Raw genomic sequence first — 14,697 nt, 5'->3', positions numbered from 1 at the left:
CCCGCATCAGGTGGCCGTGGCCGCATGCTGAGGCATGTGGCCACGGCCTCCCGGCTGCCGGTGGCGCCATACCGCGAACACCGCGCAGGAGACCAGCGACCAGGCCGCGAGGACCAGGAAGGGGAAGATCCGCTGGTGGCCCTGGTAGTAGACCGCGGTGTGCTGGGCGTTGACGGAGGCACCCGGCGGCAGCCAGCGCCCGATGTGTCCGAGCAGCGACGGCAGCAGCGGCCAGGACACCGCGCCGCCGGAGGACGGGTTCCCGAGGATCACCATGAGGCCCCAGGTCGGGATCATGGCCCAGCGCCCCATCAAGGTGTTGAACATGGTGAAGACCATGCCCGAGGTGAACATCGTGAACGACAGGATCAGCCAGGACTCGAAGAACGGCAGGTCGACCGCGCCCAGCCACCAGTCCACCATCGCTGTGATGGCGAAACCGCCGAGCACGGCATAGCCGATGGTGAACGCGATCCGTTCCAGTGGGTTCAGATCGCCGGCGTGCACGTTCAACTGGATCGCGCCGACGAAGCCGACGATGACTGCGGCGAGCGAGATGTAGAAGAGGGCGAGACCCCGCGGGTCGCCCTTCTGCAGTGGTTTGACGTCTGTGACAGCGACCGGCACACCGAGCTCGGACCCCACCTTCGCCGCGGACTCGGCGAGCAGCTGGGCGACGGCTGCACCGGAGGCACTGGCGACGTCCAGTGCCACACCGCGGTCGTTCGACCGTACGATCGCGAAGACGTTCTGTTCCTCCAGCGCTTCGCGTGCCTGTGCCCGTGTCACGAACACATGGATGACGAGCGAGGCGTCGAGCGCCTTGTCCATGGCGGCGACGAACTCCTTGCCGCGCGCCGTCTCCGGCTGGCTGATGACGGCGGTCGGGATCCGGTGCGGGGTCGGGTTGGCCATCGCATAGGTGTAGGAGCCGGCGAAGAGTCCGGCGGCGGCAGCGACGATGAACAGCACTACGGTGGCGGGGAAGTACGGCGACCTCTTGTACGCGGCCCATTTCTCGCCACGGCTCGGCAGTCGGCCGTGCGCTCCGTGCAGGGTGACAGGTTCCAGGTCGGGTGCGCTCATGCATCGCCGTCCGCGTCGTGCCGGGCCCTGCTCGGCTGGACCCGTTTCGGTTCGCCCGGCATCTTCGGGTACTCCGGCGGGTACGGCATGTCGCCGAGCCCGCGTTCCTGCTCGTCCCGCTCCGCCAGCTCCAGCAGCCCGTCGAGCCGGAAGGCGTGCTCGTCCATGTCCGCGTGCACGTCGCCCACCTCCGCGTAGCGCTTCGGCATGGTCCTGATGTCGAAGTCGCCCGGTTCGGCGTCGTCGATCTCCTCCCAGCGCAGTGGGGCGGAGACCGGGGCGTGCGGAAAGGGGCGTACGGAGTAGGCGGAGGCGATCGTGCGGTCGCGGGCGGTCTGGTTGAAGTCGACGAAGATCCGCTCGCCGCGCTCCTCCTTCCACCAGGCGGTGGTCACCCGGTCCGGCATCCTGCGTTCCAGTTCGCGCCCGGAGGCGATGGCGGCGCGCCGGACCTCGGTGAAGGTCCACCGCGGCTCGATGGGGACGAAGACATGGATGCCCCGGCCGCCGGAGGTCTTGGGCCAGCCGCGCAGGCCGTGGTCGTCCAGCACGGATCGCAGCTCATGGGCGGCCCTCACCGCGTCGGCGTAGTCCGTACCGGGCTGTGGGTCGAGGTCGATGCGCAGCTCGTCCGGATGGTCGGTGTCGGCGCGCCGGACCGGCCAGGGGTGGAAGGTGAGCGTGCCGAGGTTGGCTGCCCAGATGACGGCGGCGAGCTCGGTGGGGCAGATTTCGTCGGCCGGCCGGCCGCTGGGGAACGCGATCCTGGCGGTGGGGATCCAGTCGGGGAGGTTCTTCGGGGCCCGCTTCTGGTAGAAGAACTCGCCTTCGACACCGTCCACGAAGCGCTGGAGGGTGGTCGGCCGGTTGCGCAGGGCGCGCGTGATGCCGGGGCCCACGGCCAGGAAGTACTCGGCCACGTCCCTCTTCGTGTAGCCCTTCTCCGGGAAGTAGACCTTGTCCGGACTGGACAGCCGTACGGCCCGTCCGTCGGCTTCCAGCTCCACCGCTGTTCCCGCTGCACCCATGACGGTCACGGTAGGCCCGGCTCACATATGCCGCATATCGGGAGACGTATGTCCACTTATGGGCAAGAATCGGGGCCATGGATCTGCCGGTGATGCCGCCAGTGAAGCCGATGCTCGCCAAGTCCGTCTCGAAGATCCCGCCCGGCATGCAGTACGAGGCCAAGTGGGACGGCTTCCGCGCCGTCGTGCACCGCGACGGCGACGAGGTGGTGATCGGCAGCCGCACCGGGAAGCCGCTCACCCGCTACTTCCCCGAGTTGGTCACCGCCGTCCGGGACAATCTGCCGCCGCGCTGTGTGATCGACGGCGAGATCGTGGTCGCGTACGACGGCCGGCTGGATTTCGACCGGCTCAGCGAGCGCATCCACCCCGCCGATTCCCGGGTGCGGCTGCTCTCCGAGCAGACCCCGGCCAGTCTGGTCGCCTTCGACATCCTGGCGGTGGGCGACGATTCGCTGCTCTCCACCAGGCAGTCCGACCGGCGCGCCGTTCTGGAGGCGGCCCTGTCCGGTGCGTCGGCCCCCGTCCATCTCGCACCGGCGACCACGGACCCGGCACTCGCCCAGCAGTGGTTCGAACGGTACGAGGGCGCGGGGCTCGACGGTGTGGTCGCCAAACCGCTCGATCTGCCGTACCGCCCCGACACCCGGGTGATGTACAAGATCAAGCACGAGCGGACCGCCGACTGTGTGGTGGCGGGGTACCGCTTCCACAAGAGCGGCCCGGTCGTCGGCTCGCTGTTGCTCGGCCTGTACGACTCCGACGGCGTACTGCAGCACGTCGGAGTCTGTGCGGCCTTCTCGATGAAGCGGCGCGAGGAACTGGTCGCGGAACTGGAGCCGCTGCGCACCGAATTCGCCGGCCACCCGTGGGCGGCCTGGGCGGACGCCGAAGCGCACGAGCACGCCCGGCTGCCCGGGACGCCGAGCCGCTGGTCCGGGAAGAAGGACCAGTCGTGGGTGGCGCTGAGTCCGGAGCGGGTCTGCGAGGTGGCATACGACCACATGGAGGGCGACCGTTTCCGGCACACCGCCCGGTTCCGCCGGTGGCGGCCGGACCGCGCCCCGGACGGCTGCACCTACGCGCAGCTGGAAGAGGTGGTGCGGTACGACCTGGCCGAGGTGCTGTCAGCCGGCGGACGCTGAGCCCGACGGGGTGGCGCACGGGTCCTCGCTCGTTCCCGGGTCGGGCGACGGGGACTCGGTGGCTCCGGCCGAGTCGGTCGGATCGGGGGATGCGGAGTCCGTCGGGCAGCCGGGGTCCGTGCCCGGGCCGGGCTCCGAGGTACTGGGGTCGGGGCTCGACGTGCCGGGGTCCGGGGAGGCCGGTCCGCTGTCGGTCGGATCGGGGGAGCCGCCCGGATCGGTGGGGTCCGGGGAACCGCTCGGGTCCGGGGAACCGGTCGGCGATTCGGTGGGCTTCGGGGACGTCGATGACGAGGGGCCGGGCGAACCGCCGGGCTGCGGGCCCACGATGATGCCGCCGCCCGGGGCACCGGGGCCGCCCACCGGGTGCGTCGGCCTGTTCGGTCCGCCCGCGCCGGGGCTCTTCGGTACGGGGCCCTTGCCGTCGGCCACCGGGTGGATGCCCTTGCGGTAGAACTCCAGCCAGGACAGCACGGTGCGCAGATAGGTGTCCGAGTGGTTGTAACTGAGGATCGCCCGGTCCAGATCGGCCTTCACCGAGAGATTGCGCGGTCCGGCACAGAGGTAGTACCCGGCGGCCAGGGCGGCGTCGTAGACATTGCTCGGATCGCGGCGGCCGTCGCCGTTTCCGTCCTTGCCCCAATGGGCCCAGGTGGAGGGGATGAACTGCATCGGGCCGACCGCCCGGTCGTACGTCCTGTCACCGTCGTACGCGCCGCGGTCGGTGTCCGGGATGTTGGCGAAGCCCGCGCCGTTGAGCACCGGCCCGAGGATCGGGCTCAGCGTCGTGCCGTGGGCGTCGACCCGGCCCCCGCCGGCCTGGCCGGACTCGACCTTGCCGATCGCCGCGAGCAACTGCCACGGCAAACGGCATCCGGGGTCGGTGCGGCCGAGCGCGCTCTGTGCCTTGCGGTAGGCGGCGAGCACCGTGGCCGGGATGCCCGCCTCGGCCCAGGACCGGGCGACGGCCGGGCTCTGCTGCACACCTGCCTTCGGCGGCTTCGGCGATTGCAGCGGCGGCAGTTCGGTGTGGTAGGAGTCGTCGTTGGACACGTGCGACCACTTGACCTCGTCGGCCTCCTGGCGCTCCTTCGCGGTCTGTTCATGGCGGACGAGTCCCGGTGCCTGGGACGCGGTGAGCGCGGCCATCGCGGCGACCGCGGCTGCCGTGCCGCCGATTCCGCGGCGCATGGTGCCGTTGAACCTCATGCGTGCTCCCCTCTCCCCCGGGTCACTGGGTGAACGTATCGATGGCGGAGATCCGCCAGGTGTCGCCGCGGCGAACAGCGTCCACGGCGAACATGGCCGCCGCGTAGGTCGTCTCGTCCGACTTGCCGGTACGGGTGTTGCTCTGGTCGGCGAAGATCAGCAGCCGGGCCCGGTCGCCGTCGAGGAGTTCCACACCGCTGTCCGTGACGGTCGTGGTGAGGACGAGCTTCTGCTTCTGCCCCTGGGCGCGTATCTGGGCGAGCATGTCCTCGTGCTGCTGGACCGCCTTGCCGACCAGGTAACTCTGCACCGCACGCCCGGACTTGCCGGGTGAGGCGTAGTCGTACGAGAACACCGCACCGACGGCCTCGGAGATCTGCCCCTTCACTTCGCTGGTGCGGCTGATGTCGGTGAGTGCGGTGTTCTGCCGGGCCGGGTCGTCGCGCAGGCCGGCGGCCGAGCTGAACGCCCAGGCTGCGAAGGCGCCGAGGAGCACGGTGAGGGCGCAGAGGACGGCGGGCAGCCGGATGCGGAGGCCAGGCGGCCGCTCGCGTCGCGATTCCGCCTGCTCCTGCTCCTGCGACTCCCCCGTGTCGACGTCGTCGGTGGCCTCGTCATCGACAGTGGTGTCTTCCGCGGCCGGGGACCCCCCGGGCTCGTCATGTGATGGGCCCGGGGGCCCGGGCTTGCGCGGCGGGGCGGTGGTGGTGGCGCGTTCCGCGGCGACGGTGGCCAGTCGGCGCTGCCGGTTGACGAGGTGACGGGTCGTCGACATGTCCTCAGGTCCTCTCGGATGACGGGGCGGGAGTCGGTGGCGTCAGCCGGCCGTATTGCCGACGGGCGCCTGGCCGAGGGCGCTGAGCTTCCACCCCTCGGAGGTACGGGTGAGCTGCCCGAGCATCCGGCTCTCCTTCACCGCGGGCTTGCCCTTCGGCGCGGTCACGGTGACCCGCAGCGCCACCATGACCCCGGCCTTGCCGGCCCGGTCGTCGAGCTCGGCCACCGCCCCGGACAGGACCTGCGCCGTGCTGACGGTCTTCGCCTGCCGGATCTGCTTCACGAACGCCTCACGCCCGTCGACGAGTTGCTTGTGCAGATCACCGGTGGTGGAGTCCTCCCAGCTGTCGAGGCCCTTCTCCAGCTTCTGGTGGTCAAGCGTGTTCATGTTCTGCACGGCCTGCTCGCCCGCAGCCAGCGCATCGTCGCGGACCTGCGCATACGCCGCCGATTCGTCGTGCGCCGCGTCGTACCGGGACAGTCCGCCCCAGCCGGCCGCGCCGGCCGCCGCGACGGTCAGCACGATCGCCACCGCCACCAGCGGGTTCCTGGTCATCCGTACCCGTGCCATTGCTGTCTCTCCCCTGCCGGCCGATCCGTGCTGAGTTGGGCGCGCGTGTGGGCTGTGCTATCTGGAGGTGATCTCGACGACGGTCCAGTGGCCGTCGCGCAGTTGGGCCGTGACCGAGAGCTGTGCCGCCGCTGTGGTGGCCGGCTTGCCTTCGCGTTCGTAGACCTGGTCGAGGAAGACGAGCAAGTGGGCGCTGTTGTCCGCCAGCCGGGTGACTCCGGCGCGTACGACGTGCGTGGTGAGCGTCAGCTTCTGGTCGGCCGCCTGCTTCTCGACCTGGCCGAACAGGGCCGCGTACTGCTGGAGCGCCTTGCCCGCCAGGAGTTGTTTCGCCGCCTCCTTGGTCACGCCCGTTGCCTGCGGACTGTAGGAGAAGACCTTGCCGAGCGCGTTGCTGACGTCGCCCGCGACGCGGGTGGTCGCCTCGCTGTCGGTCAGTGCGCGGTTCGAGGTGGCGGGGGTGTCGCGCAGTTGCCTGCCCTTGGCGAAGAGTCCACCGCCGGCGGCGATCAGTGCGACGACCAGTACCGCTGCCACGATGCGCGGCCACCGCCGGCCCGGCTCCGGCGCGTCCGGCCGCTCTTCGTCAACGGCTTCGTCGAGTTCTTCGACGTCCTCGACTTCCTCCGCTTCCACGTCCGTGCTCACGACCGCCGTCCCTCCCCGCCGCTTCATGCGCCGCCTCCGACCGGAATCGCCGTGAGCGCCTTGATCTTCCAGCCGTCCGCGGTACGGGCCAGCGTGGCCTCGAAGCGTTTGCGTTCGGTGCCGCCCTTGCCGGCGCGCGGGGTGACCTCGACATCGACGGTCGCGATCATCTCCGCCGTACCGGTCCGCTCGTCGAGCGCGGTGAGCGCCGCGTCCGTGACCTTGCCGCGCGCGGTGGAACCGGACTTCGTCAGTTCGCTCGCGTCCTTGCTCCGGGTGCGCTTCAGCTGGTCGTGCAGCGGCCCGGTCGAGGAGTCGAGCCAGGCGCCGAGGCCCGCGTCGACGCTCTTGGCATCCTTGCCGTCAAGGCTGTTCAGCCGGGCGAGGTGGTGTTTTCCGTCGGCCAGCGCCACATCACGGTTCTTCGCGTACGACAGGTCTTCGTCGCCGCGCGCCCGGGAGTAGGACCAGCCGCCCAGTGCACAGATCAGCACGGCTGCGAGCAGCACCGCCCATCCGCTCAGGGTCTTCGTACGGGATGTCATGCGCCGCCTCCCCGTCCGAGTCCCAGCAGGCCGGCCATGCCGTCGGCGGCCGGCGGGGTGTCCTCGGTGACGCCGAGCGCGCCGGGAAGCCGGTCCGCCGAGTCGTGCCCCAGGAGCATCGAACCGGGCTTGGCGGGCTCTGGCACGGCGCCGCCCTTCGGTGCGTTGGCGCTGCCTCGCACATTGATGCCGGTTCCGGGCGACGAGGTGCAGCGGGCCTTTGTGTTGACCGGCGGTCCTGCCGAGGTGTCGAGACCGTTGCGGTAGACCGTGGAGCCGTATCCGGCGGTGCAGGGCAGCGGTTCGAAGAAGGTGACCGACATGCCGAACCGGGCTCCGTTCTCGTCCACCGCGCTCGATCCCGCGGCTGCCACCGCGGGCAGTCTCACCAGCAGTTCCTCCAGCCCGCGCTGCCGGGTGACGGCGACCTCGGAGGTGGTGAGAAGGTTGGCGACGACGACGCCGAAGCTCGGGTCGAGGTCCCGCAGCAGTCCGCTGATCTGGCCGGTCGCATCGGGGGCGACCGCGATCAGCCTGCGCAGGTCGGTGTCCGATCCCTTGAGTTCCGCGGCCAGCTCCTTGGCACCGGAGGCGAATCCCTTGAGCGCCTCGCCCTGTTCGGCCTGGGTGCGCAGCACGGTCTCGCCGTCGACCATCAGCCGGGTGTTGGTGGGCAGTGCGTCGTCGGCCGCCTGGACGAAGTCGCTTCCGGTGTCCAGCAGCACCTGAAGGTCGTCGCCGCGCCCCTCGAACGCGGTGCCGAACTCGTCGACAACCGTGCGCAGGGATTCCAGATCGACGGAGCCCGCCAGGTCGTTGACACTGGTGAGGACATCCGTGACGGGGGCAGGGACGGTGGTGTCCGCCTGGTCGATGACCGAGCCGTTCGCCAGATACGGGCCCTTTGTGCGACTGGGACGCAGATCCACGTACTGCTCGCCGACCGCGGACAGGTTGGCGACGACGGCCTTGAGGCTGTCCGGGATGGGCGGGGCGTCCTTCTCGATGCGCAGTTCGGCCTCGACTCCGTCGTCGGTGAGTTCGATCGGCCCGACCCGGCCCACGGACACACCTCGGTAGGTGACGTTGGAGTGGGTGTACAGCCCTCCGGTACGCGGGAGTTGGACCGTGACGGTGTAGTAGCTGCGCATGCCGATGTAGTGGCCGAGGTCGGCGTACCGCACCCCGAGATGGCCGAGGACGAGCACCGCAATGATCAGGAAGGCGATGTTCTTCAGCCGGATGGCGAGGGTGATCATCAGCTGCTCCCCTTCGTGCCCGACGTCGAGACCGAGGGAAGAGGCAGCGGCAGCGCCGAGCCGGTGTTCTTGCTGGTACTGCTCGCGGAGGCCGGGGTGGCGTCCGGGTCGAGGGGCGGGATGATCTGTGTGCCGGGCATGGCCGTCACATCCAGGTAGACGTTGAGGTAGTCGCCCTTCACTCCGCGCAGTACCTCGTCCGTGAACGGGTAGGTGAGCAGCACCTGGAGGGAGTCCGGCAGGTCGCTGCCGGAGTCGGCGAGCGCCTTGAGGCTGGGGGCGATGGCCTTGAGGTCGGCGATCATGTCGGCTTTGCTCTTGTTGATCGTGTCGACGGCGACGGTGGAGAGGGTGTCGAGCGAGCGCAGCATGGTGAGGAGCGAACCGCGCTGTTTCTCCAGGACCTTCAGGCCGGGGCTGAGCCCGGTGAGGACCGTGCCGACGTCCTGTTTACGGGTGGCGAGGGTGGCGGAGAGCCGGTTGACGCCGTCGAGTGCGTCGGTGATGTCCTGCTTGTGGCCGTCCAGGTCGGTGACGAGGGTGTTGACCCGGCCCAGCATGGAGCGGATCTGGGGTTCCTGTCCGGCGAGTGCCTTGTTGAGCTCGGTGGTGATGGTCTTGAGCTGGTTGATGCCACCGCCGTTGAGGAGCATCGACAGAGCGCCGAAGACCTCTTCGACCTCGGGGTTGCGGTTGGTCCGCATCAGCGGGATCCGGTCTCCGTCGGCGAGCCTTCCTCGGGCGGTGCCGGTCGCGGGCGGCGAGAGCTGGATGTACTTCTCGCCGAGGAGGCTGGACTGTTCGAGGTGGGCGTAGGCGTTCTCGGGCAGCGCGACCTTGCCGTTGACCCGCATGGTGACCTTGGCGTTCCAGCTGCCCGGGTTCAGGGAGATCTTGGTGACGCGCCCGACGGCGACATCGTTGACCTTCACCGAGGACTGCGGGGCGAGGCTGAGCACGTCGGCGAATTCCGCGGTGATCTCGTACGGGTGGTCGCCGAGGTCGGCGCCGCCCGGCAGCGGCAACTGGTCGATGCCGGTGAACGTCGGCAGGCCGGCACCGGTGACGACCAGGGCCAGGCCGACGCCGACGGCCAGCACCGCGACGACCCCGGTCGTGCGGGCTCCGGGTCTGCGCAGGGCACGGCTCATCGGTTCGCCCCCTTCTTGTCCGTGGCGCTCTTCGCCGGGGTGCCGTAGACGGTGCCGACGGGCGGGAGCGGCAGGGCGGGCAGTGCCTTCTGCCGTGTGCCGTCGACCGGTGCGAGTCCCGCCAGTCCGGGGGCCGGGCCTTCGGTGAGCGGCCCGCCCATGGACAGCTCATTGAGGTTCGTACGGCCGTTGAGCGTGCGGTTCACCGGGTCGTAGGCGTTGATCACGTTGTCCGCGGCGAGCGGCAGCGTGTCCATCGACTCGGCGAGCGAGGCGCGCTGGTCGACCAGGGTCTGGGTGAGCGGCACCAGGGCGTCCACATTCGCCTTCAGGGCGCCGCGGTTCTTCTGGATGAAGCTCTTGACCTGGCCCAGAGCGGTGCCCAGCTCCTTCAGTGCCGCGCTGAGGTTCTCCTTGTCGTCGGCGAGGAACCCGGTGACGGAGTTGAGCTGCTGTTCGGCGGCGCGCACATTGCCGTCGTTCTCCTTCAGCACGGTGGTGAAGGTCTGCAGGTAGGACAGCGTGTCGAAGAGGTTCCCGCTGCTCCTGTCGAGGGTCTTGGTCGCCTTGCCGAACTGTTCGATGGAGTTCCCGATGGCTTTTCCGTTGCCGTCGAGGTTCTTGGCGCCGGTGTCGAGGAGCCCGGAGAGCGCTCCGTCAGCGTTGGCTCCGTCCGGGCCGAGGGCCGTGGAGAGCTCGGTGATGGAGTCGTACAGCTGATCGACCTCGACCGGTGTGGCGTTGTCCCCGGCCGGCAGTACGGCGTTGTCCGCGATCAGCGGCCCCCCGTCGTATGCGGGGGCGAGCTGGACGTAGCGGTCCGCGACGAGGCTGGGGGCGACGACCACGGCGTGCGCCTCCTTGGGGACCTTGATGCCCTTGTCGACCCGCAGGGTGACCCTGACCTCGTCGCCCCGCGGCGTGACCGATTCGACCTTGCCGACCTTGACGCCGAGGATCCGCAGGTCCGATCCGGCGTACACGCCGGTGGCCTGGTCGAAGTAGGCGGTGATGGTCGTCTTTCCTTCGTCGTCCATGGCCATCACACCGGTGGTGGCCGCGACGGCCACGACGGCGAGTCCGGCGCCGATGCCGACGATGCGCGTGAGTCTCATGTCAGCGGCCGCCTTGTTGCTCGGGTGGCATGCATCCGGTCGCCGGGGGTGTGCCGGCGGGCAGATAGTTCTTCGGGACGACGCCGCAGACGTAGTTGTCGAACCAGCGGCCGCTGCCGAGGGTGTTGCCGACGAGCCGGTTGTACGAACCGGCGAGCGACAGCACCTTGTCGAGGCTCTTGCGGTTCTTCACCAGTACCGCGGTGACCCGGCCGAGCGAGTCCAGGGTGGGCTTCAGCTGCTTGTTGTTGTCCTCGACGAGGCCGGTGAGCTGGGTGCCCAGGTTCCGGGTGCCGGTGAGCAGCAGATGGATGGAGTCGCGGCGCGCCTGGATCTCGCCGAGGAGCAGATTGCCGTCCTCCAGGAGGGTTTCGAAGCTGCTCTTCTTGTCGGCGAGCGTCTTGGTGAGCTGCTTGCTGCCCTTGAGGAGGGTGGCGAGCTGGGCGTCCCGCTCGGATACCGTCCGGGAGAGGGCGGAGAGTCCGTCGGCTGCGCTCTTCACGTCCGGCGGGGAGTCCTTGAAGGTGGCGGAGATCGTCTCGAAGCTCTTGGCGAGCTGCTCGGTGTCGATCTCCCCGATGGTTTCGCCGAGTCCGTTGAACGCCTGGGTGACGTCGTACGGGGAGGTGGTGCGGCTCACCGTGATGCGCTCGTGCGGGTCCTGCCGGGCGTCGCCCAGCGGGTCGACGGCGAGATATTTCTCGCCCAGCAGGGTCTTGATGGCGATGCCCACGGTGGAGGAGTTGCCGATCCAGACGTCCTTGACCTTGAAGTCGACCTTCACCTTGGAGCCGTCGAGCGAGACGCCGGTGACTTCGCCGACCTTCACTCCGGCGACCCGTACCTCGTCGCCTTCCCCGAGTCCGGCAGACTCGGTGAAGTCGGCGGTGTAGGTGGTGCCGCCGCCGATGAAGGGCAGCGAGTCGGCACGGTAGGCGGCCAGGCCGATGAGGGCGAGGACAAGCAGGCCGACGACGGCCACGGCGACGGGGTTGCGTTCCCGTACGGGTTTGATTCTCATGCCAGGCACCTCGGTTGGGTGATCGCGATGCCGGTGGGCGGGGCGCTGCCGTCCTCGGTCGTCACACCGCTGACCTTGGCCTCGCAGAGGTAGAGGTTGAGCCATGAGCCGTACGAGGCGAGGCGGCTGATCGCTTCCATCTTGGCCGGGGTCTTCTGCAGGAAGTTCTCGATCTGCGGAGTTCCCTTGCCCAACTGGTCGGACAGACGGCCGAGTTGCTTGATGTCGTCCTTCAGTGGCTTACGGCCGTCGTCCAGGAGGTCCGCGGTGACGGTGGTGAGCGCGCCCATCGCGGTGACGGCCTGGCCGAGTGGTTTACGGTCGCCGGAGAAGCCGGTGACGAGTTTCTGGAGGGTGACGACGAGGTCGTTGAAGCCGGCCTCGCGGTCGTTGACGGTCTTCAGGACCGTGTTGAGGTTCTTGATCACCTCGCCGATCACCTTGTCCTTGGCGGCGACCGTGCCGGTCAGCGAGCCGACGTGCTGGAGGATGCTGTCGACGGTGCCGCCCTCACCCTGGAGCACCTGGACGATGGAGCTCGCGAGCTGGTTGACGTCCGGCGGGGAGAGCCCTTCGAAGAGCGGCTGGAAGCCGTTGAAGAGCTGGGTGAGATCGAGCGCCGGGCTGGTGCGGGTGAGCGGAATGGTGGCTCCGGCGGCAAAGCTGCCGCCGACCGGCCCGGCGCCCCGGTCGAGGTCGATGTAGCGCTGGCCGACCATGTTGAGGTACTTGATCGAGGCGGTCACCGAGGCGGGGAGCTTGCGCCCCTTGCGGACGGCGAAGCCGACCTCGGCGAGCCGCTTGTCGGCCACCTCGATGGACTCGACCTGCCCGACCTTGACCCCGGCGATCCGGACGCTGTCACCGACGATGAGTCCGGTGACGTCGGTGAACCTGGCCTTGTACGTGGTGGTGCCGCCGACCCCCGTATTGGCGATGGACAGTCCCAGAACCGTGGTGGCAAGAACGGTCACCAGAATGAAGACGATCGATTTCGCGAGCGGTCCCGCGAGGGAGCTGCGCTTCACTTGAGCTTCACCTCCGCACCGCGGAAGGCCGGACCGATGAGCACGCTGCTCCAGTCGGGCAGGGTCTGCGGCTGGACTTTCAGTGAGGGAGCGACCAGCTCGTTGACGAGCCTGCTCTCCTGCGGTGAGTTGGGCATCCCGAGGGCAACGTCCCTGTCCGAGGGTGCGGTGCCGGTCGGTTCGTCGCCGCTCGGTGTGCCGGCCGCTTCGACCGCCTCGGCCGTGCGGGTGTCCGCGGTCGGTGCGGTCCGGCCCACGTACGGCACGGAGTAGCAGTGCGGTCCGCCGGTCGCGTCGTAGACCGGGGTGTCCTTGCCGGGCACATACTTGCCCTGGGACTTCACGGACTTGACGGTGACATGGAGCCCGGGCCGGCCGGTGCCCTTGCCGAGCGCCTTGTCCATGGCCGGGACGAAGCCGGCCATGGTCCGCAGGGTGCAGGGGAATTCGTCCGAGTACCGCGCCAGCAGTTCCAGAGTCGGCCTGCCCGTGGCGGAGAGCCTGATCAGGTTGTCCTTGTTCTCCTGCAGGAACGAGGTGATGTCCTGCGCGGAGGCGGTCGTGGACCCGTACAGGCCGGCGAGTTCCGCCTGCTGTTCGGCGATGGTTCCGCTGGTGGTGGTGAAGTCGGTGAGCGCGTCGAGGACATCGGGTGCCGCGTCCTCGTACACCTTGCTCACCTTCACGAGCTCCTTGATGTCGGCGTTGAGCGTGGGCAGTTGGGGGTTGAACTTCGCCAGGTGGGCGTCGAGCGTGAGCAGTGTGTCGCCGAGCTTCTCGCCGCGCCCTTCGAGTGCCTGGGAGACCGCGCCCAGAGTGGCGGCGAGCTTCTCCGGCTTCACCGCGGTCAGCAGCGGCAGGACGTTGTCGAGGACTTCCTCCAGCTCGATGGCGTTGCTGGACCGGTCCTGCGGGATGACGGACCCCGCCCGCAGTGACTGCGCGGACGGCACCTCGGGCGGTACGAGCGCCACGAACCGTTCCCCGAAGAGTGTGGTGGGCAGCATCTGGGCGGTCACGTCGGCCGGGATCCGGTCGAGTTTGCCGGGCTCGATGGCAAGGGTGAGCCGGGCTCCGTCCCCGTCGGCCGAGATGTTGCGGACCTGCCCGACCACGACACCGCGCAGCTTCACATCCGCGTTGTCGTGCATCTCGTTGCCGACGCTGCCGGTGCGTACGGTCACGGTGGCGTCGTCGGTGAAGTCCTTCTTGTACACCGAGACCGACACCCACACGAGCACTGCGGGCACGAGGAGAAAGGTGACTCCGGCGAGTCTGCGGCGAACGGTCTGCGTCCGGTGCGAGTTCATCAGCCGGCCACCTTCACCGTCGTCGTGGCACCCCAGATGGCGAGGGAGAGGAAGAAGTCGGTGACGCTGATGAGCACGATGGCGTTGCGCACGGACCGGCCGACAGCCACCCCCACTCCGGCGGGCCCGCCCGTGGCGTGGAAGCCGTAGTAGCAGTGGGCGAGGATCACCATCACGCTGAAGATCAGCACCTTGAGCACCGACAGCAGCACGTCGTCCGGGGAGAGGAAGAGATTGAAGTAGTGGTCGTAGGTGCCCGCGGACTGTCCGTTGAACAGGACCGTGATGTAGCGGGACGCGAGGTACGAGGAGAGCAGCCCGATCGCGTACAGCGGGATGATCGCAACGACCCCGGCGATGATCCGGGTGGTGACGAGGTAAGGCATGGACCGCACGCCCATCGCCTCCAGGGCGTCGACCTCCTCGTTGATCCGCATCGCGCCGAGCTGGGCGGTGAAGCCTGCGCCGACGGTCGCCGAGAGCGCGAGTCCGGCGACGAGCGGGGCGATCTCCCGGGTGTTGAAGTAGGCGGAGATGAAGCCGGTGAAGGCAGAGGTGCCGATCTGGTTGAGGGCCGCGTACCCCTGGAGGCCGACGACCGTACCGGTGAAGAGGGTCATCGCGATCATCACGCCGATGGTGCCGCCGATGACGCCCAGACCGCCGCTGCCGAAGGCCACTTCGGCCAGCAGCCGCTGGACTTCGCGCAGATAGCGGCGCAGGGTCCGCGGAATCCAGATCAATGCCCGTACGTAAAAGGTGAGTTGTTCGCCCGATCGATCGAGCCAGCTGAGCATCGACATC

15 protein-coding genes are annotated in these 14,697 nt (G+C 69.0%); 1 reads left to right on the top strand and 14 read right to left on the bottom strand.

The window, feature by feature from the left end; genetic code table 11:
• Window positions 1–6 precede the first annotated feature (6 nt).
• Together ACFVYE_RS08375 and ligD are read right to left on the bottom strand one after the other, a co-directional pair.
• Window positions 7–1,086: an ABC transporter permease gene (locus tag ACFVYE_RS08375; protein WP_383967770.1), complete on the bottom strand. Its 1,080-nt coding sequence runs from the start codon at window positions 1,084–1,086 to the stop codon at window positions 7–9.
• A complete protein-coding gene (ligD, locus tag ACFVYE_RS08370) occupies window positions 1,083–2,093 on the bottom strand; it encodes a non-homologous end-joining DNA ligase (RefSeq protein ID WP_383967801.1) in 1,011 nt (336 codons plus the stop codon). The genes ACFVYE_RS08375 and ligD overlap by 4 nt, the downstream gene beginning before the upstream one ends.
• 98 nt (window positions 2,094–2,191) lie before the next feature.
• Between ligD and ACFVYE_RS08365 the strand changes: the two genes are divergently transcribed.
• The gene (locus tag ACFVYE_RS08365) at window positions 2,192–3,259 is read left to right on the top strand and encodes an ATP-dependent DNA ligase (protein ID WP_383967767.1); all 1,068 of its coding nucleotides are present in this window, start codon (window positions 2,192–2,194) and stop codon (window positions 3,257–3,259) included.
• On the opposite strand, the gene ACFVYE_RS08360 is transcribed toward ACFVYE_RS08365, so the two are convergent.
• The 12 genes from ACFVYE_RS08360 to ACFVYE_RS08305 are packed head-to-tail and all read right to left on the bottom strand — an operon-like array spanning window position 3,242 to window position 14,696.
• Window positions 3,242–4,468: a lytic murein transglycosylase gene (locus ACFVYE_RS08360; protein WP_389604694.1), complete on the bottom strand. Its 1,227-nt coding sequence runs from the start codon at window positions 4,466–4,468 to the stop codon at window positions 3,242–3,244. The two genes, ACFVYE_RS08365 and ACFVYE_RS08360, sit on opposite strands and share 18 nt — an antisense overlap.
• A 22-nt stretch (window positions 4,469–4,490) precedes the next feature.
• The gene (locus ACFVYE_RS08355) at window positions 4,491–5,243 is read right to left on the bottom strand and encodes a hypothetical protein (protein WP_389604692.1); all 753 of its coding nucleotides are present in this window, start codon (window positions 5,241–5,243) and stop codon (window positions 4,491–4,493) included.
• A gap of 42 nt (window positions 5,244–5,285) precedes the next feature.
• Window positions 5,286–5,816 (bottom strand): nuclear transport factor 2 family protein, encoded by a 531-nt coding sequence (locus ACFVYE_RS08350; RefSeq protein ID WP_389604690.1) that lies wholly within the window; start codon window positions 5,814–5,816, stop codon window positions 5,286–5,288.
• Between the two features lie 57 nt (window positions 5,817–5,873).
• The gene (locus ACFVYE_RS08345) at window positions 5,874–6,491 is read right to left on the bottom strand and encodes a hypothetical protein (RefSeq protein ID WP_383967756.1); all 618 of its coding nucleotides are present in this window, start codon (window positions 6,489–6,491) and stop codon (window positions 5,874–5,876) included.
• Window positions 6,488–7,009 carry a hypothetical protein gene (locus tag ACFVYE_RS08340; RefSeq protein ID WP_383967753.1) on the bottom strand — a complete coding sequence of 174 codons (522 nt, stop codon included), beginning with the start codon at window positions 7,007–7,009 and terminating at the stop codon, window positions 6,488–6,490. Before ACFVYE_RS08340 ends, ACFVYE_RS08345 begins: the two co-directional genes overlap by 4 nt.
• The gene (locus ACFVYE_RS08335) at window positions 7,006–8,268 is read right to left on the bottom strand and encodes an MCE family protein (RefSeq protein ID WP_383967751.1); all 1,263 of its coding nucleotides are present in this window, start codon (window positions 8,266–8,268) and stop codon (window positions 7,006–7,008) included. The genes ACFVYE_RS08340 and ACFVYE_RS08335 overlap by 4 nt, the downstream gene beginning before the upstream one ends.
• Entirely contained in the window at window positions 8,268–9,419 is a 1,152-nt protein-coding gene (locus ACFVYE_RS08330; protein ID WP_383967749.1) for an MCE family protein, read from the bottom strand. Before ACFVYE_RS08330 ends, ACFVYE_RS08335 begins: the two co-directional genes overlap by 1 nt.
• Window positions 9,416–10,534 (bottom strand): MCE family protein, encoded by a 1,119-nt coding sequence (locus ACFVYE_RS08325; protein ID WP_383967747.1) that lies wholly within the window; start codon window positions 10,532–10,534, stop codon window positions 9,416–9,418. The genes ACFVYE_RS08330 and ACFVYE_RS08325 overlap by 4 nt, the downstream gene beginning before the upstream one ends.
• Before the next feature lies 1 nt (window position 10,535).
• Window positions 10,536–11,555, bottom strand: a complete 1,020-nt coding sequence (locus tag ACFVYE_RS08320; protein WP_389604686.1) for an MCE family protein — start codon at window positions 11,553–11,555, stop codon at window positions 10,536–10,538.
• Entirely contained in the window at window positions 11,552–12,583 is a 1,032-nt protein-coding gene (locus ACFVYE_RS08315) for an MCE family protein (RefSeq protein WP_389604684.1), read from the bottom strand. The genes ACFVYE_RS08320 and ACFVYE_RS08315 overlap by 4 nt, the downstream gene beginning before the upstream one ends.
• Complete coding sequence (locus ACFVYE_RS08310; protein ID WP_383967739.1) at window positions 12,580–13,893, bottom strand: MCE family protein; 1,314 nt, start codon at window positions 13,891–13,893, stop codon at window positions 12,580–12,582. Before ACFVYE_RS08310 ends, ACFVYE_RS08315 begins: the two co-directional genes overlap by 4 nt.
• Window positions 13,893–14,696 (bottom strand): MlaE family ABC transporter permease, encoded by an 804-nt coding sequence (locus tag ACFVYE_RS08305; RefSeq protein WP_383967736.1) that lies wholly within the window; start codon window positions 14,694–14,696, stop codon window positions 13,893–13,895. The genes ACFVYE_RS08310 and ACFVYE_RS08305 overlap by 1 nt, the downstream gene beginning before the upstream one ends.
• Window position 14,697 lies beyond the last annotated feature (1 nt).

Origin of the sequence: Streptomyces sp. NPDC058239 (genome assembly GCF_042882185.1) — a bacterium.
Classification (GTDB): Bacteria; Actinomycetota; Actinomycetes; order Streptomycetales; family Streptomycetaceae; genus Streptomyces.
This window is presented reverse-complemented; position numbering and strand designations above follow the sequence as displayed.

Coding starts and splice junctions, on each gene's coding strand:
- ACFVYE_RS08375 (WP_383967770.1), bottom strand. CDS start 1,086: ATGAGCGCACCCGACCTGGAACCTGTCACCCTGCACGGAGCGCACGGC.
- ACFVYE_RS08365 (WP_383967767.1), top strand. CDS start 2,192: ATGGATCTGCCGGTGATGCCGCCAGTGAAGCCGATGCTCGCCAAGTCC.
- ACFVYE_RS08360 (WP_389604694.1), bottom strand. CDS start 4,468: ATGAGGTTCAACGGCACCATGCGCCGCGGAATCGGCGGCACGGCAGCC.
- ACFVYE_RS08355 (WP_389604692.1), bottom strand. CDS start 5,243: ATGTCGACGACCCGTCACCTCGTCAACCGGCAGCGCCGACTGGCCACC.
- ACFVYE_RS08350 (WP_389604690.1), bottom strand. CDS start 5,816: ATGGCACGGGTACGGATGACCAGGAACCCGCTGGTGGCGGTGGCGATC.
- ACFVYE_RS08345 (WP_383967756.1), bottom strand. CDS start 6,491: ATGAAGCGGCGGGGAGGGACGGCGGTCGTGAGCACGGACGTGGAAGCG.
- ACFVYE_RS08340 (WP_383967753.1), bottom strand. CDS start 7,009: ATGACATCCCGTACGAAGACCCTGAGCGGATGGGCGGTGCTGCTCGCA.
- ACFVYE_RS08335 (WP_383967751.1), bottom strand. CDS start 8,268: ATGATCACCCTCGCCATCCGGCTGAAGAACATCGCCTTCCTGATCATT.
- ACFVYE_RS08330 (WP_383967749.1), bottom strand. CDS start 9,419: ATGAGCCGTGCCCTGCGCAGACCCGGAGCCCGCACGACCGGGGTCGTC.
- ACFVYE_RS08325 (WP_383967747.1), bottom strand. CDS start 10,534: ATGAGACTCACGCGCATCGTCGGCATCGGCGCCGGACTCGCCGTCGTG.
- ACFVYE_RS08320 (WP_389604686.1), bottom strand. CDS start 11,555: ATGAGAATCAAACCCGTACGGGAACGCAACCCCGTCGCCGTGGCCGTC.
- ACFVYE_RS08310 (WP_383967739.1), bottom strand. CDS start 13,893: ATGAACTCGCACCGGACGCAGACCGTTCGCCGCAGACTCGCCGGAGTC.
- ACFVYE_RS08305 (WP_383967736.1), bottom strand. CDS start 14,696: ATGTCGATGCTCAGCTGGCTCGATCGATCGGGCGAACAACTCACCTTT.